The following is a 21,382-nucleotide window of genomic DNA, read 5'->3' as shown; positions in this document are numbered from 1 at the left end:
ACAGTGTGCGTCACCCTTTTTTAAAGCCCTTGCGACGTGCTCACGCTTAATTCCGCCACCGACGACGATCTCGCGCCCAAGCCGGCGCGGGAAGAAATCGCGTCGTACCTGACCAAACTGAACGACGCCCAAAGGGAAGCGGTCGAGTACGGCACGCAAGCATCGAACGCTGGCGACCCTGCCGGCGCGCTGTTGGTGATCGCGGGGGCGGGATCGGGCAAGACGAATACGCTGGCGCATCGCGTGGCGCATTTGCTGGTGAAGGGCGCGGACCCGCATCGAATACTTTTGCTGACGTTCTCGCGGCGCGCAGCCAGCGAGATGACCCGGCGCGTGACGCGTATTGCGGTGAACGCTTTGGGTAATCGGAGCGTGATCGCGCAGGGCCTCACGTGGTCCGGGACCTTCCACAGCGTGGGCGCGCGTTTGTTGCGCGATTACGCGGATCTCGTGGGGTTGTCGCCGTCGTTCACCATCAACGATCGCGAGGATTCCGCCGATCTCATGAACCTCGTGCGGCATGAACTCGGGTTATCGGCGAAGGAAAAGCGCTTTCCGGCCAAGTCCACGTGCTTCTCCATCTATTCGCGCGTGGTCAACACCGGCGCTTCGCTTGCCACGGTGCTCGACCAGGCGTTCCCGTGGTGCCGCGAATGGGAGGACGATCTGCGACGGTTGTTCGCCGCGTACGTCAACGCGAAGCAGCAGCAAAGCGTGCTCGACTACGACGACTTGCTGCTCTACTGGTCGCATCTCGCTGCCGAGCCGTCCATTGCCGCGGATCTGTCGAGCCGTTTCGACCATGTGCTCGTCGATGAATACCAGGACACGAACAAGCTACAGGCGTCCATCCTGCTATCGATGAAACCCGACGGCCGCGGCCTGACCGTAGTCGGTGACGACGCCCAGTCCATCTATTCGTTTCGCGGCGCGACGGTACGCAATATCCTCGACTTCCCGAGTCACTTCAATCCGCCCGCGAAATGCGTGACGCTCGAGCGCAATTACCGCTCGACGCAGCCCATTCTGGCGGCATCGAATGCGGTGATCGGACTCGCCGCCGAGCGTTATACGAAGAACTTGTGGACCGACAAGGCTTCGGCGCAACGGCCGCGCATTGTTTCGGTGGCTGACGAAGCCGATCAGGCGCGGTATATCGTCGAGCAGGTGCTGGAGGCGCGTGAAGGCGGCATGACGCTGAAGCAGCAAGCGGTGCTGTTTCGCGCCGCGCATCATAGCGCCGCGCTCGAAATCGAACTCACGCGGCGCAACATTCCGTTCGTGAAGTTCGGCGGGCTGAAGTTTCTCGATTCCGTTCACGTGAAGGACGTGCTCGCGGTATTGCGTTGGGGTGAGAACCCGCGTGATCGCGTGGCCGGGTTTCGCGTGCTGCAGTTGCTGCCGGGAGTGGGGCCGGCAATCGCCGGACGCGTGCTTGATCAGGTGGCCGAGCGCAGTGACACGCCGGCCGCGTTAGCCGGATTCGCCGCGCCGTTGCGCGCGAGCGAAGACTGGCCGGCGCTCGTCACTATGATGTCGAAGGTTTGCGCGCGCGAAAGCGGCTGGCCCGCTGAGTTCGAGATGATCCGGCGCTGGTACGAACCCCATCTGGAGCGCAATCACGAAGACGCGTCCATCCGGCATGGCGACGTGTTGCAGATGGAAAGCATCGCATCCACGTATCCCACGCGCGAGCGTTTTCTCACCGAACTGACGCTCGATCCGCCCGATGCCACCAGCGACGAATCGGGTGTTCCGCTTATCGATGAGGATTATCTGATTCTCTCCACCATCCATTCGGCCAAGGGCCAGGAGTGGAAGAACGTGTTCGTGCTGAATGGCGTGGACGGCTGCATTCCGTCCGATATGGGCACGGGCAGCGACGAGGAAATCGACGAAGAACGGCGGCTGTTGTACGTCGCCATGACACGTGCGAAAGAGGATTTGCACATTGTCACGCCGCAGCGTTTCTACGTGCACAACCAGACGCATATGGGTGACCGGCATGTCTGGGCGGCGCGCACGCGATTCATTCCCGCACATCTGATGCCGCAGTTCGAAGCGTGCGCGTGGCCGCTGGTCCCTGAGCCCAGCGCGCCGACGGCGGCGGGGCTGGCCGCTGCAGCAAAGGCGAAAGTCGATATCGCCGCGCGGCTCAAGAAGATGTGGGAGTGAAGGGCTTCAGTTGAGCTCGGGACCGGCTCAACGCTCAGCGCGCGAAGGCTTTGGCGCTTTGCGCTCCGGCGTGAAAATCGCACGCAGCCAGTTGCCGAAGCGGGTGAAACCGTCGTATGGCTCTTCAATAAAAATCTCCGGCTTGATCATGCGTATCTGCTCGAGCACTTGCTGCGCTTCCTGCTTCGATATCGACCCATGAAACATGCCAAGGCGCAGCAGGCAGCGCAATTCACCGAGCTTCTCGCGCGATGTCGATCCCACACTGTGTTCGGTCGCAATCTTGGTTTCGTACACGCGTTGACGCAGTGAGTCGGCGAGACGCCATGCGGGCGTCTGCATTTTCATCTCCAGTTCCTGGATGTCCGATGCCGCTTCCTTGATCTGGGCCGCGAGCGTGTCTATCTGCGTCGGGTCGCCGTTCGCTTCGGTCACGATAGCCGTGGCCCACGCGCGCGATGCCTTCACGAGATCGTCCGGTTTCCAGTCCGAGCGCACCGCGAAGCCGAAACCGTGTTCCGCGGCTTGACGCATCATCATTTCGACGACGTCCGGAAACTCCTTGTCGAGTGCCCGTTTCGCCCACGCGTACTGACCGTTTTGCAGCATTCGCTGGACAGCCAGTTCGGTGAGCGGCGTGGGGTTGTCGAGCAGTTTTGCGCGCAGGAAATCTTCGAACGTGGGCGTGACGAATTGGGGGTCGAACTTGAGCGACAGACGAATCAACGTCTCGAAGTCGCGACGTAGCGCCGCGATCGTCTCGTCTTTGAATGAAAGGGTGATCTGACCCATGATGTTTCCCGGTTCCCGATCCCGCTTGTCGGTCTGAACCGGCGCGGGAAGACAGTCGGCGTTGCCATGAGGGCGACGGCCGTTCGTCTGTATATCGGCGCGGGGAGGGAAAACTTTAGGCCAGCTTTCAATTATTCAGTCGAAGGCTGGCCAACCGGCGCTCTCGTCTTATTTGACGGGAATGGTCGTGCCCGCAGGCATTGGCACGGCTGTCACGCTGTTCTTCGCGCTGCCGGTGGTAATCCGGTCGCTATACGTCAGATAAACCAGCGTATTGCGCTTGGCATCGACAATACGCACCACATGCAGCGTCTTGAAAATGAACGACATACGTTCCGAGAACACATCGGATTTCTGCTTGAGCGGTGCATCGATCTTGATCGGCGCGACCTGGCGGCAAGCAATCGATGCCTCAGACGGGTCTTCGGCTATTCCAAGCGTTCCTTTAACCCCGCCCGTGCGCGCGCGGGAGACGTAACACGTGACGCCCGTGACAGCCGGGTCATCGTAAGCCTCGACCGTGACACGGTCCGAGCCGGTAAAGCGGAAATTCGTGTTGACGCTGGCTATCTCCTCGGCATGCAGGGCAGGCGCAGCAAGCAACGCAACAAACGACGTCATGAACGTCAAGGCGAAGAGAGCGCGTTTCATCGGAATCCTTCGGGGAATGAGGAATTGAAAAAGGCGTCGTATTGTAACGACGCCTTCGTTCAATCCACGTGAACCCGCGTCTCGCGCTTTCACGTTCAATATTGTGCGTAGTGCAGCGATCAGTGAAAGATCAGATACAGGATCACCAACACGATCACCGGCACACCAAGCAGCCATCCCAGTAGATAAGGCATTGTCTTCCTCCATTCGATCTCTGATTCAATGAATTCAGTATCGATGAGAGGTCCGCCCGCCGATGCCCGTCACAGTCCTATTCGACTGTAGGCGGGGTCCTATCAGCGGCATGGCGGGTGGCACGTTCTTACCTTACACGCATGGCGTAGCGCGTGATTTGCCTATATCGCTCGTTGGGGCGCAACACGACATCTTCCGCGTCATCCATATTGATCTGATTTGGAAAGCCGCCCGCTTCGAGACAGAGCGCGCCGTGCTTGTGATAGGTCAGACCATGCTTGCCCGGCACGCCTTCAAGATTGTTGCTGGTGTAGAACACCAAACCGCGCTCGGTGGTCGAGACAATCAGTTCGCGTCCGCTGCCCGGATGATAAACGGCCGCGACACGCCGCATTTCCGGCAGTTCGGTGACCGGCGCTTCAGTGCGCAACACAAAACAATGGTCAATCCCGCCGCCCGCCAGCGTCACTTGCTCGTTGTCGCGGGTATGGAGACGCGGTCCGAGAGGCGCAGCAGTACGGAAGTCGAACGGGGTATCGGCAACGTCTTCCAGCTTGGTCGGGATCGTGTGTTCGTCGATGGCAAAAAACTGATCGGCGGCAAGCTCGATCTCGTGGTCATCAATAGTCGTCGAGTCCACGCCCGACAAGTTGAAGTACGCGTGGTTCGTGAGATTGAGCGGCGTGGGAGCATCCGTGAAGGCATCGTAGATGATCGTGAGTGCGCCCGCGTCGCTGAACGTGTACGTCACCTGAACGGTGAGCGCGCCGGGAAAACCGCTATCACCAGCGGGCGATTCCAGCGTGAGGACCAACGCGTCCTCGGTATGCCGCGCTTGCCACAGCTTGTGGCTGAAGCCCTGGAAGCCGCCGTGCAGTGAGTTCGGCGGCTGATTGGCTTCGAGCTGATACTCCACGCCATCCAGGGAAAAGCGTGCGTCCGCAATGCGGTTCGCCCAGCGCCCGACGATCGCGCCCATGTAAGCGGTGCCGGTGGTGTAAGCGGCGGGGGTGTCGTGGCCGAGGAGGATATCCGCGAGATGGCCGTCGCGATCCGGCGCGAACCATGAGACGAGGGCCGCGCCCAGATTTGTCACCGATACCCGCAAGCCGTTGTCGTGGCTGAGCGTGTGAAGATCGACGGGCGTGCCGTCGGCGAGATCGCCCCAGTGGGCGCTTGAAATTGTCATGGCGTGGTCTCCGGATTCTGGCTTTTTGCGGTTTTTGCAGTTTTAGCAGGATGGCGGGTTGTTTCCGGCTTGGGTAAGCGGAGTAAGCGGTCGCGATAAAGCTGGCTGACGTAGTCCAAGTGAGTGCCAGCAGCTTCGCGGGCGCGCAGCGGGTCGCGGGCGAGGATGGCATCGAAGATGGCTTGATGTTGCGCCAGCAAGTTCGCTTCCACGTCGTTGTCGTAATCCACCAGCCTATGCGACGTCAGCATTGATTCGCGCACGAGTTCTTGCAGGCCGTGCATCACGTGGGCGAGGGCGAGGTTGTGGGTGGCATCGGCGATGGCGAGATGGAACGCCGCGTCGTGTTCCGCAATGCGCGTGCGTTTTGGCTCGATGGCGGCGGTTTTGAGTGCGTTGAACGCTTCGGTGATACGCACCAGATCGCCTGCGGTCGCGCGTTCAGCCGCGTAGCCCGTTGCAAGGGATTCGAGGCCGTGGCGGAGTTCCAGGACGTCCGCGCTGGCGGTCGGATGCTGGCTTAGCAGAGCGGCGAGCGGCGCGGATACGAGCGGGGCGGTGACATCCGATACAACAAAGCCGCTGCGCGCGGCAGCCTGGATAAATCCATCCGATTCCAGCCGGATCAGCGCTTCACGCAACGAGGGACGCGAGACGTTGAGTTGTTCCGCGAGATCGCGTTCGGCGGGGAGACGTTGCCCGGGCGTTAATGCACCGCTCGCGATCAACGCCCGGATCTGGTCGGAGACGACGTCAGCAATGCGCGTGCGGGTGTAGGAATGGACGGGTTGAAAAGGCATGAGTGCGCAGAAAAGTGGGTAAAAAACGGCTCGATGTTTCTCCTAGTTTGACATGAAAGATCGCAAACTTTAAAGTCTTGGTCAGACCAAGCTGACCAAGAGCGGTGAAATCCTTCGGTTTTCAGGCTCCTCACATTTTTCAATCCAATGAAAGTCGCCCTGTTCGTGCCCTGTTTCATCGATGCGTTCTATCCCGAAGTTGGCATCGCGACACTCGAATTGCTCGAACGCCTGGGGCTGGAAGTTGATTACCCTGAGGAACAAACCTGCTGCGGCCAGCCAATGGCGAACAGCGGCGCGCAAAAGGAAGCGGCCGGCGCGGAGCGCGTGTTCGCCCGCAATTTCGCGGATTACGACTACGTGGTCGGCCCATCCGCGAGTTGTATTCATCACGTACGCGAACATCTGACCGCTATCGAGCAGACGGCGTCCGTGCGCAAGGTTCGGACGAGCGCCTACGAACTCGTCGAATTTCTCCACGATGTCCTCAAGGTGCGCGAATTCCCGTGGGCCGAATTTCCCCACCGCGTGGGATTGCACAATAGCTGCAGCGCTATCCGGCATTTGCGTGAAGTATCGGCATCCGAGATTGGCGGGGCGCCGTTTTCCAAACCCCGCGCGCTGCTGGAAGGCGTTAAAGGCATCGAATTCGTCACGCCCACCCGCCCCGACGAATGCTGCGGGTTCGGCGGCACATTTTCAGTGACGGAAGAAGCGGTATCGGTGAGGATGGGGCAGGACAAGGTCCGCGATCACCTCGGTGCGGGCGCGCAATATATCGTCTCAGGCGATATGTCATGCCTCATGCATCAGCAAGGCTGCGCCGAACGCCTGAAACTCGATGCCCGTTTTATCCATATCGCCCAGATCCTGAACGGAGCACGCTCATGAGCGACGCTGCGAAGGGCAAAAGCAAGCGGCTCGATCACGCGAAGGCGGCGGGCGCGTTTATCGCGAAGGAAGATCACGTTGCTTTCCACGATAAACGCCTCTGGGACCTGCGCAGCAAACGCGACGCCCAAGCCCACGGCATGCCCGAGTGGGAGACGCTGCGCGACCTGGCATCGGGGATCAAGGAGCACACGCTCTCGAATCTCGCCGATTACCTCGACCAGTTCATCACCCAGGCCGAGTCGCACGGCGTGATCGTGCATTACGCATCGACGGCGGAAGAGCACAACGAGATCGTCTACAAGCTGATGTCCGAGCGCGGTCTCACCACGCTTGTCAAAAGCAAATCCATGCTCACCGATGAATGCAAGATGCGCGAGTACATCGAGCCGCGCGGCATCACGGTGATGGAAACGGATCTCGGCGAGCGCATCCAGCAACTGGATAACCAGGATCCGAGCCACATGGTGGTGCCCGCCGTGCATAAACTGCGCGCCGACGTTGCCGAGTTGTTCGGCCGCACGATCGGCACCGATCCCAAGAACAGCGACATCCACTATCTCGCCGAAAGCCAGCGCATGAACACGCGACCGTATTTCGTACGCGAAAAGACCGCGGGCATGACAGGCTGCAACTTCGCGGTGGCGGAGACGGGAACGGTCGTGGTGTGCACGAACGAGGGCAACGCGGATTTGTCCGCGAATGTGCCGCCGTTGCACATTGCATCGATCGGTATCGAAAAGCTGATTCCCAGAATCTCCGATCTCGGCGTGTTCATTCGCATGCTGTCGCGCAGTGCGCTCGGGTCACCGATCACGCAATACACCTCGCATTTTCGCGCCCCTCGACCGGGCTCGGAGATGCATTACATCCTTGTCGATCACGGCCGTTCCGAACGCCTCGCGATGGAAGACTTCTGGTATTCGCTCAAATGCATCCGCTGCGGCGCGTGCATGAATACGTGTCCGGTGTATCGGCGAAGCGGCGGCTTGTCGTACGGCTTTACGTATTCGGGGCCGATCGGCGCGATCATCAATCCTACTTACGATATGAAACGCTTCAGCAGCTTGCCGTTTGCATCGACGCTTAATGGCAGTTGCACCAACGTCTGTCCCACGAAGGTCAACATTCACGAGCAGATCTACAAGTGGCGCGAAGTGATTGCGGCGAATCACGAAGTGCCGTTCGTGAAGCAGGAAGTGCTGAAGATGGCAGGGCGCCTGCTTGCCAGTCCGACGCTGTATCGAGGCACGGTCGCGTCGCTCGGCGGCGCGCTCAAGCGGTTGCCCAACTTCGTGCTCTATAACCCGCTGAACATTTGGGGGCGTCACCGCGACCTGCCCGAAACGCCCGCGGAAACGTTCCACGAGTGGTACAAGAAAAATCGCAAGGCAGGCAAGAAATGACCACGACCACACGTGAAAGTTTTCTCGCGAAGATCCGCGCGGCGCAACCGGCTGCAAGGCCGCGTCCGGACGTACCGCTCTTCGATACCCCGCCCGGTGAGCGCCTCGAACGCTTCCGCACCGCCTTGGCCGCGATGGGCGGGACGGTGGTCGAAGGTGAATCGCTCGATACGGTGCGTACGCTGCTCAGCGACCGTTTTGGCCCGGATGCGATAGTTGCGTCGGCTGTGCCGGGTATCGAAGGGAATCGTGCGCTGGCCGCCGATATGTCGCCTGCGCTTCTTCAGGACGTCGATGCAGGCGTGGTGCGCGCGCGCTTCGGCGTGGCCGAAACCGGCTCGGTGTGGTTCAGCGAGGACGAATACATTGTCAATTCGATCGGCTATCTGGTGCAGCATCTGATCGTGCTGCTCGATCCAGCGCAAATCGTGGATGGACTGCAGGATGCGTATCGGCGCGATGACTTCAAGGCCGCGCGTTATGCGGTGTTGGTGACGGGGCCATCGGCGACGGCGGATATTGAAGGTGTGCTGATTCGCGGCGCGCAAGGTGTGCGCTCGCTGACGGTGGTGTTGCTCAAGGCTTAGGTCGGGCGGGTTTATACGCGGGGCAGATGCAATAAAGCCGTTCCAACTTACGTTGGAACGGCTTTTTAACTACTGCCGGATTTACTGAGCGCCGAGCTTCTTGATCAGCACATCGAGTTGTGCCATTTCATCTTCGGTCAGATCGGTCAACGGCGCGCGCACGGGACCGGCGCTGCGGCCGATCAGCTTCGCGCCGGCCTTCACAATACTCACCGCGTAACCCGCTTTCCGGTTACGAATAGCCAGATAGGGCATGAAAAACTCATCGAGGAGACGGCCTGTCGTCGCGTGATCCTGCGAGGTGACCGCTTTATAAAACTCCATCGCGGTCTTCGGAATGAAGTTAAATACCGCCGATGAATACACCGGCACGCCCAGCGCCTTATACGCTTCTGCGTACACCTCGGCCGTCGGCAATCCGCCGAGATACGAAAACCGGTCGCCCAGCCGGCGACGGATTGTCACCATGTTTTCGATCTCGCCCACGCCGTCCTTGAAGCCGATCAGGTTCGGGCAGGTATCGGCTAGCCGTTCGAGCATGTCGGCGTTGAGCTTCGAATTGGCGCGGTTATACACAATTACGCCAATATTTTTCACCGCCTTGCACACCTGTTCGACGTGCGCGGCAATACCCTCCTGGCTGGCTTCGGTCAGGTAATGCGGCATCAGCAAAATGCCGTTCGCGCCCAGCCGTTCGGCCTCCTGCGCATAAGCAATCGCAACCCGTGTCGCGCCCCCCGCACCGGCGAGGATCGGCACCTTGCCCTTGCAGGTTTCCGTCGCCGTGCGAATTACGTTCGAATATTCGCTCTGCGTCAGCGAGAAAAATTCGCCCGTGCCGCCGGCCGCGAACAACGCTGTCGCACCATAGGGCGCAAGCCATTCCAGGCGCGCGGCGTAGGTGTCTGCGCGGAAGTCGCCTTGTTCGTCGAAGTCGGTCAGCGGAAAGGACAGCAGCCCTTCGGAAACGATTTGCTTGAGCTCTTGAGGTGTCGTCATGGTCGGTCGTGAATTGGTTTTGAGGTAAGTCGCTGCATCAGCCGTTCAGTCAGCCGTTTAGTCAGCCGTTGAGGAAATCAGCGCACGAGACACGGGCGCTTGTTGTCGAAGGTCCAGTTCGGAATCAGGTACTGCATTGCGATGGCGTCATCGCGGGCCCCGAGACCGTGTTCCTGATACAGCGCGTGGGCTTTCTCGAGTTCGTCCATGTCGATATCCACGCCCAGTCCCGGCCGTGCCGGCACCTTCACCTTGCCACCCACAATCTGCAGCGGCTCGCGCGTCAGGCGCTGGCCGTCCTGCCAGATCCAGTGGGTATCGATGGCAGTAATCTTGCCGGGCGCCGCTGCCGCGACGTGCGTGAACATGGCGAGCGAAATATCGAAGTGATTGTTCGAGTGCGACCCCCACGTCAAGCCCCACTCGTTGCACATTTGCGCCACGCGCACCGAGCCTTGCATCGTCCAGAAATGGGGATCGGCGAGGGGAATGTCCACCGATTGCAACTGGATTGCGTGGCCCATCTGGCGCCAGTCGGTCGCGATCATGTTAGTGGCCGTCGGCAGGCCCGTGGCACGACGGAATTCCGCCATGACCTCGCGGCCGGAATAACCGTTTTCGGCACCGCACGGGTCTTCTGCGTAGGCCAGCACGTGATGCTGGTCGCGGCACAGGCGCACGGCTTCGGACAGCGACCACGCGCCATTCGGGTCCAGCGTCACGCGGGCTTTGGGGAAACGTTCGGCGATCGCCGTGACCGCTTCGATTTCCGCATCGCCCGAGAGCACGCCGCCCTTCAGCTTGAAGTCATTGAAGCCATAGTGCGCGTGCGCGGCTTCCGCCAGTCGTACGACAGCTTCAGGTGTCATCGCTTCTTCGTTGCGCACGCGGGTCCAGTCATCGGTCGCGTTGGTCCCGGCGGAGTAGGGTAGATCGGTCTTGTTTCTATCGCCGATATAAAACAGGTAGCCGAGCATTTCCACTTCATCGCGCTGCTGGCCTTCGCCCAGCAGCGCCGCGACCGGCACGCCCAGATGCTGGCCGAGCAAGTCGAGCAACGCGGCTTCGAGTCCCGTCACGGCATGGATGGTCGTGCGCAGGTCGAAGGTTTGTGTACCGCGTCCGCCTGCATCACGATCCGCGAATTGCTTGCGCGTGGTGTTAAGCACGGCGTGCAGATTGCCGATTGACTGGCCGACGACGAGCGGACGCGCGTCATCGATCGTCTTACGGATGCTCTCGCCACCCGGCACTTCGCCCACGCCCGTGTGGCCCGCGCTGTCGCGCAGGATCACGATGTTGCGCGTGAAGAACGGGCCGTGTGCGCCGCTCAGGTTCAGCAACATGCTGTCGCGGCCGGCAACTGGAATCACGCGCAGTTCGGTGACGGTGGGCGTGGCGTTCGCGGCGGTTGATACGGTTGAGTTCGTGGGCATGAACGTGCTCAGTGTGAGTTGATTGGGGCGATGCGCGTGGTGTGTGGCGAGCTCTTAAGCGGCGCGAGTTGGATTCGGGTCGGCAGTGTGTTCAGGGCGGCGTCGGTCAACCGGTCTTTCGCGAAAAACGCGACAACGGCCGCGATGATCGAAGCAATTCCCGGCCCATCAGCACATTCGGCGGTACTCCGAACAGCGCGTAGCCGATGAAAAACAAGCCACTCCCCAACCCGTAGGCCGCCGCACCGATCCCCGGGTCCGTCTCCCTATGCGTGTTGGCGAAGCCGATATTCACCCGGTCGATGTAGTTCGCGATGAACGTGATCAGGAACAGAGGCAGCACGTGGCGCTTAACTTTTGAGGCCGCCGATGTCAGCGCGTCGGGTGTCACAAATTCATCTCCGGATGGCGGCCCGGTCGGTCAGGGCCGTCGGCGCAAGTGCTCGTGCGACTGAGCAATAGCGTGCAGGTTGGCAGTCTCCAACGTGTGATACGTTGTCTGATGACATTCTAAGAGTTGTATGAGGACTGCCAAAATGGGTGTTAACCCGGAAACGCTCTGCAATTCTGGATGAATGGGATGGCATTCCCATTAATTGCGCTGAAGGGGTTATGAGTTAAAGTAGGACGTCAGACGAGATGGTTGATATTCGCGGATTCGCTACTGGATGGTCGGGCGCCTGTTGATGCGGTTTTGGGCGCCCGCCTGCGAGACCGATGTGTCGGCGCGACTGGCTTGGTGGTTCGCGCCGCTTATCTATCTCCGCCGTCCCGGCCGCAGATAGATAAGCGGTTACTACGCGGCGCGCTTTCAGCCATTTGCTTCGCTTGACTGATTCGCGCGCCGCAAGCGTTCCCGGCTGTTCGACAAATGCATGCGCATGGCTGCGCGAGCGCTTTCGGCGTCGCGTCGCGTGATTGCTTCGAGAATGCTCTCGTGCTCAAGATTGACGAGCGAGACGTACGCTTTCGGATCGGCTTTCGCGATCCCCGCTGAATCGATGCGGTTGCGCGGGATCAAGGCGGCGCCCATCTGGGTCAGGATATCGACGAAATAGCGGTTTCCGGTCGCCCGGGCGAGCGCGATATGGAACTGCAGATCGGCCGCGACGCTGTCGCTGCCGTTGCGGCTGGTCGCTTCTATCGCGTCGAGCGCCGCTCGCATGCGCACAAGGTCTTCCGGCTGTGCGCGTTGCGCTGCCAGGCCCGCACATTCGGTTTCCAGGCTGATGCGCAATTCGAGCACGGACAACACGTCGCGCAGCGTCGTGGCCGGAACCATGTCGATACCCAGTTTCTCGCGGCGCGGCTCGAGTACGAAACTGCCAATGCCATGACGTGTTTCGATGACCTCGTTGGCCTGCAGGCGAGAAATACCTTCGCGCACAACGGTTCGGCTCACGCCGAGCGTCAGCATGAGTTTCGCTTCCGTGGGCAATTTGTCGCCCGGCTTCAGCGCTGCGGATTCGATCTGTTCGATCACGTAGTCGAACACGCTCTCCGCCAGGTTACGGGCGCGTCGGGGTGTCACGACGGATGTGAGGGATTCGACCATCAGAAACGCTCCTTGGGTCAGCCGGGTGGCGATGTTGTAGTTCGGAGATGCGGTTGATCGATAGATTATACCGTTGTCTGACGACTATCAATTTTAAAGATTCGATGGAGGCGGGAGATCGGGTCGGTTAGGCGCGGTGGGAAAGGTGAGGCGTGGGGAAGGGCGTCAAGCGAGGTCTCGCCTTCTCGTCCCTTTTTTGATGACGCAGCGGATTGCGCGCTATGCCGGTCTGGTATCGGCGTGCAGTGGGCGCAGGATCCGGGCTTGTTCCGGATAATCTCGTGGTCTGTGATGCGCCATGGTTTGGCAGGGCTCATGCATACAGCGTCAGCCTTCCTAATCCTCGACACTCAGGCCGGACACACGTTGAAACTCGCGCATATTGTGAGTCACGAGCGTGAGCGATCTCGCTAGAGCCTGTCCCGCAATCAAGACATCGTAGGGCCCAATCGGCGTTCCTGCCGAAGCGAGCTGCGCGCGCACTTCACCGGCGCGGCGAGTGTCTTCCGGATCGAAGTCGAGAATTTCGAATTGCAGCGCTTCAACGCGCCTGAGATTGCCTGCGGCATGTCGGCTCTTGTAAGCGCCAAAATAGAGCTCATGAGCGACGATAGACGGCATGGCGAAATCCCGCGGCTGGTGCTGACGGAGCCGCGCCAAAAAACCGCTGTGGCCCTTCATCAAGGCGATAACTGCATTCGTGTCGAGTAAATAATTCACTTAAAAAAGTCCAGATCCGGGCGGTCTTGTTCCGACAGCTTTTCCTGCGCGGCTTCGGCGAAGTCGTCATCTATGGGACCGACAACCGAATCGAGCCAAGCCCAATCGCTAGCGATCGGTTCGAGAATGATCGCGCGGCCATGACGGCGAACGCGCACCTCATCGGCATCCAGCCGGAATTCCTTCGGCAAGCGCACGGCCTGGGACCGGCCCGACCAAAAAACCTTTGCGGTATCCATATGCGACTCCAGAAACGATATATAGCAAAAATATATACCATTAATGCCGGTTTGGCGGACGCCGCAGTTGATGTCGGATTTGCGGAACTGTGCACGCTGATGACCGTGCATTTCTGATGGGGTTCGGTCGCGCAATATCATTAGCAGTCCGTGAAAAAGCTGACCGAGAGGTGCCAGGGTCGGATCTGCACTATTTGCCTCGCACGAATGGAGGCGATGACACAATAAACCGAGTTGGGTGACCCTTCGGCGCAAGCCGTCCGCATCTCACAGAACCGTGAGCAGGGTGCCGAGCATCAGCGCAGATTTGATAACTTGATTTGGTGCCCCGAAATGCAAAAAGCCCAATCTTTCGATTGGGCTTTTTGCGTGAAAACTTTTTGGCTCCTCGACCTGGGCTCGAACCAGGGACCTACGGATTAACAGTCCGCATGAGTCGGTATTCCTCTGAGTTGATTTGTAGTCGTGTAGGCACCACATTTGCCGTAGATAAAGGCTGTCGGAGCCACTCCATCTGATTTTTGCGTTGACCAATGTTGATTTATTGCGCTATGTTTTGCCTACACAGTGCCTACACTTGATTTGGGCGGAGCAGATAGGCGATGACGAAAGCAAATTTCACCGGTGAGCGGGTTGCCGGGTTCCAGTGCGAAGCTGGAAAGCAGCAAAGTATTTATTGGGACGCGAAAACCCCGGGGCTAGGTCTGCGCGTTTCAGTCGGCGGAGGGCGGGCCTACGTTTTCGAGGGCCGCTTGCACGGGAAGACCTTGCGTATCACCATCGGCGACCCCCGGAACTGGGACCTCGGCAAGGCCCGGACAGAGGCGAGTCGGCTGAAGACGCTGGTTGACGATGGTAAGGACCCCCGTGAGCTGAAAGCCCAGGAGCGCGCCGCCCATGAAGCGCGCTCGGCAGAAGCGCGCCGCCAGGTTGTGACATTCGCCGACGCCTGGGAGGTTTATCTCAAGGCTCGTAAGTCGAAGTGGAGCGAGCGCCACTATAACGACCATGTTCATCTCGCTGCCGAAGGCGGTAAGAAAAAGATTCGGGGCTCAGGTGTGACGGCGGCAGGTCCGCTGGCGTCACTTAGGCCGGCGAGGCTTTCTGACCTGACTGGAGAAAGGGTCGCTGCTTGGCTCGAAGGCGAGGCATCACTGCATCCGGCAATGGCAGCCCTGTCTTACCGGCTGTTGCGCGCCTTCATTCGTTGGATGGCTGACACGCCCGCTTATCGCGGCACAGTGCCTGCTGATTCGTACAAAACTCGCGACGTCAAAGACGCGCTTCCTAGTATAAAAGCCAAGGACGGCGACTGCCTCCAACGGGAGCAACTACCGGCGTGGTTCGATGCCGTGCGCAAGATTCCGAATCCGGTGATTTCGACTTATCTCCAGGCACTACTCATCACGGGCGCTCGCCGCGAGGAGATGGCCGGAATGAAATGGACAGACATCGACTTCCAATGGCGCAGCTTGTCCATCGCAGACAAGATAGAAGACAGTGGTCGAGTCATCCCCTTGACGCCTTATTTGGCTTCGCTGCTGTTGGAGCTTAAGCGCATCAATGACACTCCACCTACCGTGCGCCGGCTCGTAAGGCTTGAGAAGGTCGGAAGAAAATGGGAGCCCTCGCCGTGGGTGTTTTCGAGTAAAACTGCCGCTGATGGAAATATTGCAGACCCGAGGTCCGGACACGGCGCGGCGTTGACTGCTGCCGGCCTACCTCATCTAAGCATCCACGGGCTGCGCCGGTCTTTTGGGACTCTGTCCGAGTGGTGTGAAGTTCCGGTAGGCGTGGTGGCGCAGATTCAAGGGCACAAGCCGAGCGCAATCGCGGAGAAACATTACCGTCGCCGCCCGTTGGACCTTTTGCGTATGTGGCACGACAAGATTGAAGGCTGGATGCTCAGCCAGGCCGGGATAGATTTCAAGCCTGCTGAACAGAGCAAACCGACCTTAAAAGTAGTTGCCGCCGCCTAACGGTTTCGGCCAAGAGCGGCGGCAGTCCTGCGCTCGCGGTCGGCGGCAGGCGCGAACAGACTCGCTTTCCGCCGCCTATTCGCGCAATCAAACCTTCAAGCGATTCGGTAATCTGCACCATAGTTGATGAGCGTTCATCCGTTTTTCACGAAAAGACTGTGAAGCAACGCTAAAAGGCTTGTGTGTGTTATCGAACGCTCGTAAACTTCAACTGTCGCGAACACAGACGCGACCGGGTTTAGCAGCCCGCATCATGTAAGCGCACTAACCGCGCTAAGCGGTTTTTTTGTGCGTGTCGCCTTCGTGCGCCTCTTCTATGGGCGGGCCTTGGCGGGGAGACCTTCGGGTCTGCCGGGTGCTTACGTGACCGGTCTGCTAACCCTGCTTTGCGCCCGCCCACCCCGCCGTCTCGGCGGCCGGCGGTTCATTCGGATAAAGGGCATAACCGTGAACCAACTTTCAAGTAGTACTGAGGAAGCCACCGCCGTTTTGGATGCGGAGCATAAAGTGACCCGCGTACGCGCCGCCGATGCTCTCATTACGTTGCCGAACCGTATCCTGGCCTTTGAGATGCCGGACGATTCCATGCACCCGCGCATCAAGATGGGCGAATTTGCGCTGCTGGAGAATTGCGGTGACATCGCGGATGAGTTGGGAGAGGAAGTGCTGGCGCAACTTGATGATGGCAAATGGCACCTCCGAACGGTACAAGGATATTCGGCGCGCACAGTTACACTTTCGGCTTGGCACCCGTCGTCTCAATTGAAGGTGCGTTGGTGTGATATCGCGGCAATTTACCGGGTTGACATGATTGTCCCGCCGAGCACCTTCGCCTTCATGACGGACAGGCCGGTCTACTGGGCGGTGCGAGACGCGAAGGGTAACGAGTACGGCACTTTCCCGACCCACGACGGGGCGACGGACTTCGGGCAAGCCGTGGCAGACAGGCTCGGGCTCGACGAGGTTCGCTATTGCCGCGTCGTGGGTCCTGCTAACGTCGTTGGAGCGGGTTTGATGTTTGACGGGGCGCAGCAACGTGTCGTGGCGGAGGTATGCCATGAATAAGTCGGTAAGCTCTGAATACTTCCTTCGCGTGGTCAGCGACAGCATGTACGACCCAGCCGACCGCGACTCGTTCGCCGTTGGTGACTTCATCCTTGTCCGGCCGCAGAGTGACGCAGAAAACGGCTCGGTGGTTGTCGTCGAGTCTCACGACGGGGCATGGTCGACGTTCAGGCAACTCGTCACCGAGGGCGGCACCAAATATCTGAAGGCGCTCAATCCGTCTTGGTCAGACCGCATGGTGGAAATGAGCGATGACCTGAGGATATGTGGCGTTGTCACCATGAACGGCAGGGCCAGGAGCACCAGCCACGCCGAACTCGAAACGGAAGAGGTGAGCCATGCTTGAGCAAACGGACTATGGCAGCTTCAGCAACCGCGAAGTCATCGTGACGACCTACGGCGACCCGCGCCTGGTCTGCCTTGACGATGCCGCGTGTTGGGCGGGACAGGCCGCCGACGGGCCAACATTCATTGTTATTCGCCCTGCCGCGAACGATGACCAACTCGCCAAGGTCGTGGAACGCTATCAGCTGAATATGGACGACCTGAAAGCTTTCCGGACACATCACGCGAGATAAGAGACACTATCCCAGTCGGTCATGTTGTCCAACTTGTCCATGTTGTCCAACGTGGCTAATGTGGCTAATGTGGACAGCATGGCCAAGTTGAACCACTTTGCCCCTGCCTAGCTCGACGGAGCGAAAAGTCGGAGACCTTCACCGGCCTGGCAGGGGCACCCAATTGAAGGTTGCGCTTGAAGGGCGCTGATGAACCATAACGACCGTGCTCGGCTACTCCGGCACAGACAGCGGGTGACGCTCCAAGAGGCTGCATATCTCATAATCGAAAGGCTCGGGGGCGGATGGGCCGACGCGGTTTCGCTTCTCGCTGAAGCGGCAGAGTTAAAACGCCTCCCGGCCGACGTAAAGCCACTTCTCGCCACGTGGACCAACACCGCCATCGCGCCGGTCGACCCAGAGAAATCGACGGTGCTGACCGCTGACCTACTGGCATGGCTGGATACAGTCGGCGCCTTGCCGTTGCGCAATGAGCAGGACCTCGGCGCCCGTGTTGAAGCCGGCTACTTGCTGGGCGATGCATACCCAAATGATGGACCGGCGATAACGCTCGGTGCAGACAGTGGGGCAAAAACCGGGAAGCTGGACGCTGCAGAGAAGCACAAGAACCGCCATCTGGCTGTAATCGAGTGCGCGAATGGCGCGATGTTCAGCGTGGCCGAATTGGACTCGTGGGCCGTCTCGAACAAACTCCATCTTTCGTTCGAAAGCCTGCTTGCCAAGCCAGATAGGACTGGCGACTACACCACCGACCATCACTACGTCTCATATGAAATTCTGTCGGACGCGATGGCGTGGAACGTCGTCCCCGAGGGCACCAGCCCGGATGACGCCCGACTGCAACTCAAGGCCGCGCATGACATTGCCGAGCCATCGAATCCGGTTTCCCGGCTCCGAGACCTCGTAATGGTCCGCTACGACCGCCAGCTATTGTGCGCGGTCTACGACGGCGACCTCAACCTTTACGACACCTTGACGTACACGAAGTTAGACGTGACAGCCAACCGGCTTAGGTACGACGCACAGCCGGAGTCCTATCTGCCTGCCGCGAATCAGCCCTCGGGCACCACGGCAGGAGCATCACCTCTCCCCCAAACAACACTGCCCAATAGCATGGATGCTATCTCTCTGGCCGAAGCACTGAACTTCATCGCAAGGGATGTCGAGGTACCGAAAGGGCGTACTACCGTTGAGGATGAGCCGATGTGGCGGGCCTCTGAGGCTGCCAAGATGCTCTACGAGCGTCTGCACAACGCTCTGGGTAACAGCCCGCGATGGGCTGAGATACACGCAACTATCGGCAGGCCGTTATTCAACGATACGGTTGCCGTCGAAGGCATGGCTATCCTGATGCATGCTGCAGAATGGTACGGCCGCGAAACCACGAACCACTATGAGCACACGATGGCTTGCGTTCGGACTGACCTCGACCCCGCCGTTGTCGGGCCGGCACCGCGCGACCCGAACGGCGGGCAGTGGGACTATGGCAAGCACTTCATGCGCGAGCATCAAATCGGCTTCGCCCGCGCCGAACTTTCCAACTTTCTCGATGTTCCCCTTGGCGCGGTAACTCACGGTGACAGGGAGGAAGCGCGAAAGATTATCGAGCAGCGATACGCTCGCCTTGACCACGTCGCATGGGCAATGGTCATTCTCACACCTGACGCGCCGCCACAGGGCGAGGGCCGCTCCCGACAGATTCTCGGCGTCACTCGATGGCTCGAATCGCTTGGCCTGCAATGCAGGACCTACAACGGCTTACCCGCCAGCCAGCCTAAGGGCGTTCCTGTCGTCGGCATTGACGTGCGCGAATATCAATATCTGGCCGTCGCGGACGTTCGAGCCGTTGCAATCGCTGACAAATGCTGGCCGGCGCTTGCGGCTACTAACTGGACCACACCGGACATGCCTGCGCCTGATTTTGACGAGCATTGGACCATAGCAGAGGCCGCGAAAATCATCGGGACCGACGAAGCCGGCATTTACGAGCGGTTCCTCGATGGCAGATTAAAAGCGTCCGTGTTCTTTGCGAAGAACGCTCCCGCGCAATTGGTTAAAACTTCAAATCCGCTTTGGTTGACGGACAACGGGGACGTGAAAGCATCTGTCGCCAACGAGCTACGGCGTGTGAGGTACGTTTGGGACCTTACTCTCTATGACGACAAGAAGCTGTACAACGCCAATCTGTACGTCGTCAGGTGCAGATACTTTGCACTCAAACACGGAACGACCGTAGACACCCCTGAAGTCACGTTCGGAATATTCGTGCAGCGAGGCGATGAGATTTACCGCCTGATGCAATTGCAGCCGGTCGATGGCGCAGTGCCTCATGCACAGGACCTGCCGGACGGCGCAGTGCTAGTGGTGCGCAAGAACGAGTTGGTCAGTTCAGGCGCGACCGACGAAGCCAATGCGGTTGGCGCTGACAATCCCCACGAGCCAGACTGGGGCGTATGGCGTCATGCTTTGAAATTGACTCTACGTGATGCTGTATGCCTGTCTTGCAATACCGCGCCAGGAGCAGTCCCACATGACGTGGGCGCATTCTTCGTAGCGGAACTGTTGCCGCAATTCGCCGCCAGCAAGGACGTGCGAGGCGAAATATCGCGCAGGCTCGGAATCGCAAAAAGCCATGCTGGAACTGGCGGCACGTTGTCGACAGTGACAGGGGGCAACGATGGTGAGGTGTACCTGGCTAGGTTCGCGGAATGGGCGCTGAACACAATGCGATGGACTGTGCCTGATGAAATGCGAGCGCTGGCAAGCATAGCGCAACAGACGCCAGCCGCACTTGTGCCACTGGCAGAGATTGTCGCAGAACTGGCTGAGCTCAGATGGAGCAACCACGGCGAGGAGGAATCGGCCGCCGCCGCATTAGAAAAGGCCGGCGGAGCGCCCGGTTACTTGTCGACTATGTACGCAGTTCAGCGCGTCGAGCATACCTACTTGTGGCGTATTGTCGGCCGGCTTGCGTCAGAAGGAACTCTGAAGCTTTTCGACCCGGTTCGGTTCGTCCCAACAGACGCTATCGATGGCGCCGTGATTGATGGTGACGAGCTTCTCAGTCTGTTGAACGATGTACCACGTTTCCCCGATACCGCTTCGCAAGAAGCTCTCGCAGAAGAAACATTTCAAGGCGTGCTGACCGTGCTGGCCGAAGCCGAACACGAGAAAGTTCGGGCGCATCATGACGGTTCGGAACCAATTGCGCTACTTGATTGGCTTGGACACGACACGTGGAAAGCGGAGGAGGCGCTGCCAATTTTATTTGGCTTGTCGCCAGACGACCTTGTCCGGTACACGGATAAAGAAGGGGCCGCCCGCCTGGTAAGTGCGCGTCACCTAGATGGCTCGCTCGTCAGCTTCGACGCTTGGCAGGGCTGGAATGACTTCCAGGACATGCAAAAACGCCGTGCTGAATGTCCGTCGCTTGAAGAACACTACTACCCGGTAGGTGCGGTGATGCTGCACCGGGTATCGAAAGAGCTCACCAAGGCGGAGCGGGTGTGGAGCAGCGGCGACCATCCGCCCCGAAGTGCACCTGCGTATTACGTCGAGTGGGCGCAACGGAAGGGCTTCGTCGTGCCGTGGCTTCAGTGGGCGCGTGATAAGGGGCTGCCTGTAGAGTCGCCCATGCAGCCCGACAGCGGCGCCGAAAAAGCTCCGGAGACGCCGGAGCAGCGTCGGCAGCGAGTCATGGCCGTGCTCAAAAAACATGGGGGAAATAAAGCTGCGGCAGGGCGTGAACTGGGTATTTCCGCCGAACGAGTCAGGCAGTTGGTAGCCCCAAAGAAAGGGGCTCCAAAGGATATCTTCGCTTCTCACGACCCGTTCAACATTCGCCTTGGGAAGCCTCCAAGACGAAGTTAGCGCGCGTCGCAACCCCCTTGTGGTTGAGTCGCAAGCCCTTGCGCTTGCGGTCCGCGAATCATCATCCCATAAGGGGTTTGCGTCGACCCCTTGTCGCAAGGGTGGCTTGCGCGCCGAATCTTCGCATCGTCAATCAACGAACCGCAATAGGCGGGAAGGAACACGACGATGCATGCCACTCAATCAACCTCAAGAATCACCCTCGCCGCACGAGGCATCGAGGCCACGCTCACGACCGAGGAAGCTGCTTGCGCG

At 59.5% G+C, this 21,382-nt stretch carries 18 protein-coding genes and 1 pseudogene; 9 read left to right on the top strand and 10 right to left on the bottom strand.

The features are described from left to right. Positions 1 to 96 precede the first annotated feature (96 nt). Complete coding sequence (locus SBC1_RS12325) at positions 97 to 2,175, top strand: ATP-dependent helicase (protein WP_370469630.1); 2,079 nt, start codon at positions 97 to 99, stop codon at positions 2,173 to 2,175. A gap of 27 nt (positions 2,176 to 2,202) precedes the next feature. Here SBC1_RS12325 and SBC1_RS12320 read toward each other — a convergent pair whose 3' ends face one another. The 4 genes from SBC1_RS12320 to SBC1_RS12305 form a co-directional block, all read right to left on the bottom strand. After that, the gene (locus SBC1_RS12320) at positions 2,203 to 2,967 is read right to left on the bottom strand and encodes a DUF4088 family protein (RefSeq protein WP_165092206.1); all 765 of its coding nucleotides are present in this window, start codon (positions 2,965 to 2,967) and stop codon (positions 2,203 to 2,205) included. 168 nt (positions 2,968 to 3,135) lie between these two features. Then, positions 3,136 to 3,618, bottom strand: a complete 483-nt coding sequence (locus SBC1_RS12315) for a CreA family protein (RefSeq protein WP_165987799.1) — start codon at positions 3,616 to 3,618, stop codon at positions 3,136 to 3,138. A 322-nt stretch (positions 3,619 to 3,940) separates the two neighbouring features. Continuing rightward, positions 3,941 to 5,002, bottom strand: a complete 1,062-nt coding sequence (locus tag SBC1_RS12310; RefSeq protein ID WP_165092204.1) for an aldose epimerase family protein — start codon at positions 5,000 to 5,002, stop codon at positions 3,941 to 3,943. Beyond that, on the bottom strand, positions 4,999 to 5,802 hold the full coding sequence (locus SBC1_RS12305) for a FadR/GntR family transcriptional regulator (protein WP_165987796.1): 804 nt from the start codon (positions 5,800 to 5,802) through the stop codon (positions 4,999 to 5,001). The genes SBC1_RS12310 and SBC1_RS12305 overlap by 4 nt, the downstream gene beginning before the upstream one ends. A 147-nt stretch (positions 5,803 to 5,949) precedes the next feature. On the opposite strand from SBC1_RS12305, the gene SBC1_RS12300 reads away from it, so the two are divergent. From SBC1_RS12300 to SBC1_RS12290, 3 genes are read left to right on the top strand one after another with little or no spacing between them, the layout of a single operon-like run. Continuing rightward, a complete protein-coding gene (locus SBC1_RS12300; RefSeq protein WP_165092201.1) occupies positions 5,950 to 6,693 on the top strand; it encodes a (Fe-S)-binding protein in 744 nt (247 codons plus the stop codon). Beyond that, the gene (locus SBC1_RS12295; protein ID WP_165987794.1) at positions 6,690 to 8,099 is read left to right on the top strand and encodes a lactate utilization protein B; all 1,410 of its coding nucleotides are present in this window, start codon (positions 6,690 to 6,692) and stop codon (positions 8,097 to 8,099) included. The genes SBC1_RS12300 and SBC1_RS12295 overlap by 4 nt, the downstream gene beginning before the upstream one ends. Then, complete coding sequence (locus tag SBC1_RS12290; RefSeq protein WP_165987791.1) at positions 8,096 to 8,686, top strand: LUD domain-containing protein; 591 nt, start codon at positions 8,096 to 8,098, stop codon at positions 8,684 to 8,686. Before SBC1_RS12295 ends, SBC1_RS12290 begins: the two co-directional genes overlap by 4 nt. 81 nt (positions 8,687 to 8,767) lie before the next feature. On the opposite strand, the gene kdgD is transcribed toward SBC1_RS12290, so the two are convergent. The 6 genes and pseudogenes from kdgD to SBC1_RS39810 form a co-directional block, all read right to left on the bottom strand. After that, on the bottom strand, positions 8,768 to 9,685 hold the full coding sequence (gene kdgD / locus SBC1_RS12285) for a 5-dehydro-4-deoxyglucarate dehydratase (protein WP_165092198.1): 918 nt from the start codon (positions 9,683 to 9,685) through the stop codon (positions 8,768 to 8,770). Positions 9,686 to 9,762: 77 nt separating this feature from the next. Continuing rightward, on the bottom strand, positions 9,763 to 11,121 hold the full coding sequence (gene gudD, locus SBC1_RS12280) for a glucarate dehydratase (RefSeq protein ID WP_165987789.1): 1,359 nt from the start codon (positions 11,119 to 11,121) through the stop codon (positions 9,763 to 9,765). A gap of 166 nt (positions 11,122 to 11,287) precedes the next feature. Continuing rightward, a pseudogene (locus SBC1_RS12275) lies at positions 11,288 to 11,512 on the bottom strand (MFS transporter); the annotation flags it as partial. A gap of 420 nt (positions 11,513 to 11,932) precedes the next feature. Further along, a complete protein-coding gene (locus SBC1_RS12270) occupies positions 11,933 to 12,676 on the bottom strand; it encodes a FadR/GntR family transcriptional regulator (RefSeq protein ID WP_165092196.1) in 744 nt (247 codons plus the stop codon). Between the two features lie 336 nt (positions 12,677 to 13,012). Beyond that, on the bottom strand, positions 13,013 to 13,357 hold the full coding sequence (locus SBC1_RS12265; protein ID WP_243830285.1) for a type II toxin-antitoxin system VapC family toxin: 345 nt from the start codon (positions 13,355 to 13,357) through the stop codon (positions 13,013 to 13,015). Positions 13,358 to 13,392: 35 nt separating this feature from the next. Then, positions 13,393 to 13,776 carry an antitoxin gene (locus tag SBC1_RS39810; protein WP_243830205.1) on the bottom strand — a complete coding sequence of 128 codons (384 nt, stop codon included), beginning with the start codon at positions 13,774 to 13,776 and terminating at the stop codon, positions 13,393 to 13,395. Positions 13,777 to 14,237: 461 nt separating this feature from the next. Between SBC1_RS39810 and SBC1_RS12255 the strand changes: the two genes are divergently transcribed. From SBC1_RS12255 to SBC1_RS12235, 5 genes are all read left to right on the top strand, one after another. Continuing rightward, positions 14,238 to 15,614: an integrase family protein gene (locus SBC1_RS12255; RefSeq protein WP_165987785.1), complete on the top strand. Its 1,377-nt coding sequence runs from the start codon at positions 14,238 to 14,240 to the stop codon at positions 15,612 to 15,614. A 447-nt stretch (positions 15,615 to 16,061) separates the two neighbouring features. Further along, entirely contained in the window at positions 16,062 to 16,679 is a 618-nt protein-coding gene (locus tag SBC1_RS12250) for a hypothetical protein (protein ID WP_165987783.1), read from the top strand. Then, positions 16,672 to 17,025: a LexA family transcriptional regulator gene (locus SBC1_RS12245; RefSeq protein ID WP_165987781.1), complete on the top strand. Its 354-nt coding sequence runs from the start codon at positions 16,672 to 16,674 to the stop codon at positions 17,023 to 17,025. Before SBC1_RS12250 ends, SBC1_RS12245 begins: the two co-directional genes overlap by 8 nt. Next, positions 17,018 to 17,257, top strand: coding sequence for a hypothetical protein (locus SBC1_RS12240; protein ID WP_165987779.1), 240 nt, complete (start codon positions 17,018 to 17,020; stop codon positions 17,255 to 17,257). The genes SBC1_RS12245 and SBC1_RS12240 overlap by 8 nt, the downstream gene beginning before the upstream one ends. A gap of 189 nt (positions 17,258 to 17,446) precedes the next feature. After that, complete coding sequence (locus SBC1_RS12235) at positions 17,447 to 21,127, top strand: hypothetical protein (protein ID WP_165987777.1); 3,681 nt, start codon at positions 17,447 to 17,449, stop codon at positions 21,125 to 21,127. Positions 21,128 to 21,382 lie beyond the last annotated feature (255 nt).

The organism is Caballeronia sp. SBC1 (genome assembly GCF_011493005.1).
In the GTDB taxonomy this organism is placed as follows: Bacteria; Pseudomonadota; Gammaproteobacteria; order Burkholderiales; family Burkholderiaceae; genus Caballeronia.
Note: the sequence above shows the minus strand (reverse complement) of the source record. Positions and strands in the feature narration are given on the sequence as shown.

What these genes read in the sequence shown, in the direction of transcription:
- SBC1_RS12320 (WP_165092206.1), bottom strand. Translation starts at nt 2,967, where the DNA reads ATGGGTCAGATCACCCTTTCATTCAAAGACGAGACGATCGCGGCGCTA.
- SBC1_RS12315 (WP_165987799.1), bottom strand. Translation starts at nt 3,618, where the DNA reads ATGAAACGCGCTCTCTTCGCCTTGACGTTCATGACGTCGTTTGTTGCG.
- SBC1_RS12310 (WP_165092204.1), bottom strand. Translation starts at nt 5,002, where the DNA reads ATGACAATTTCAAGCGCCCACTGGGGCGATCTCGCCGACGGCACGCCC.
- SBC1_RS12305 (WP_165987796.1), bottom strand. Translation starts at nt 5,802, where the DNA reads ATGCCTTTTCAACCCGTCCATTCCTACACCCGCACGCGCATTGCTGAC.
- SBC1_RS12300 (WP_165092201.1), top strand. Translation starts at nt 5,950, where the DNA reads ATGAAAGTCGCCCTGTTCGTGCCCTGTTTCATCGATGCGTTCTATCCC.
- SBC1_RS12295 (WP_165987794.1), top strand. Translation starts at nt 6,690, where the DNA reads ATGAGCGACGCTGCGAAGGGCAAAAGCAAGCGGCTCGATCACGCGAAG.
- SBC1_RS12290 (WP_165987791.1), top strand. Translation starts at nt 8,096, where the DNA reads ATGACCACGACCACACGTGAAAGTTTTCTCGCGAAGATCCGCGCGGCG.
- kdgD (WP_165092198.1), bottom strand. Translation starts at nt 9,685, where the DNA reads ATGACGACACCTCAAGAGCTCAAGCAAATCGTTTCCGAAGGGCTGCTG.
- gudD (WP_165987789.1), bottom strand. Translation starts at nt 11,121, where the DNA reads ATGCCCACGAACTCAACCGTATCAACCGCCGCGAACGCCACGCCCACC.
- SBC1_RS12270 (WP_165092196.1), bottom strand. Translation starts at nt 12,676, where the DNA reads ATGGTCGAATCCCTCACATCCGTCGTGACACCCCGACGCGCCCGTAAC.
- SBC1_RS12265 (WP_243830285.1), bottom strand. Translation starts at nt 13,357, where the DNA reads ATGAAGGGCCACAGCGGTTTTTTGGCGCGGCTCCGTCAGCACCAGCCG.
- SBC1_RS39810 (WP_243830205.1), bottom strand. Translation starts at nt 13,776, where the DNA reads ATGATATTGCGCGACCGAACCCCATCAGAAATGCACGGTCATCAGCGT.
- SBC1_RS12255 (WP_165987785.1), top strand. Translation starts at nt 14,238, where the DNA reads ATGACGAAAGCAAATTTCACCGGTGAGCGGGTTGCCGGGTTCCAGTGC.
- SBC1_RS12245 (WP_165987781.1), top strand. Translation starts at nt 16,672, where the DNA reads ATGAATAAGTCGGTAAGCTCTGAATACTTCCTTCGCGTGGTCAGCGAC.
- SBC1_RS12240 (WP_165987779.1), top strand. Translation starts at nt 17,018, where the DNA reads ATGCTTGAGCAAACGGACTATGGCAGCTTCAGCAACCGCGAAGTCATC.
- SBC1_RS12235 (WP_165987777.1), top strand. Translation starts at nt 17,447, where the DNA reads ATGAACCATAACGACCGTGCTCGGCTACTCCGGCACAGACAGCGGGTG.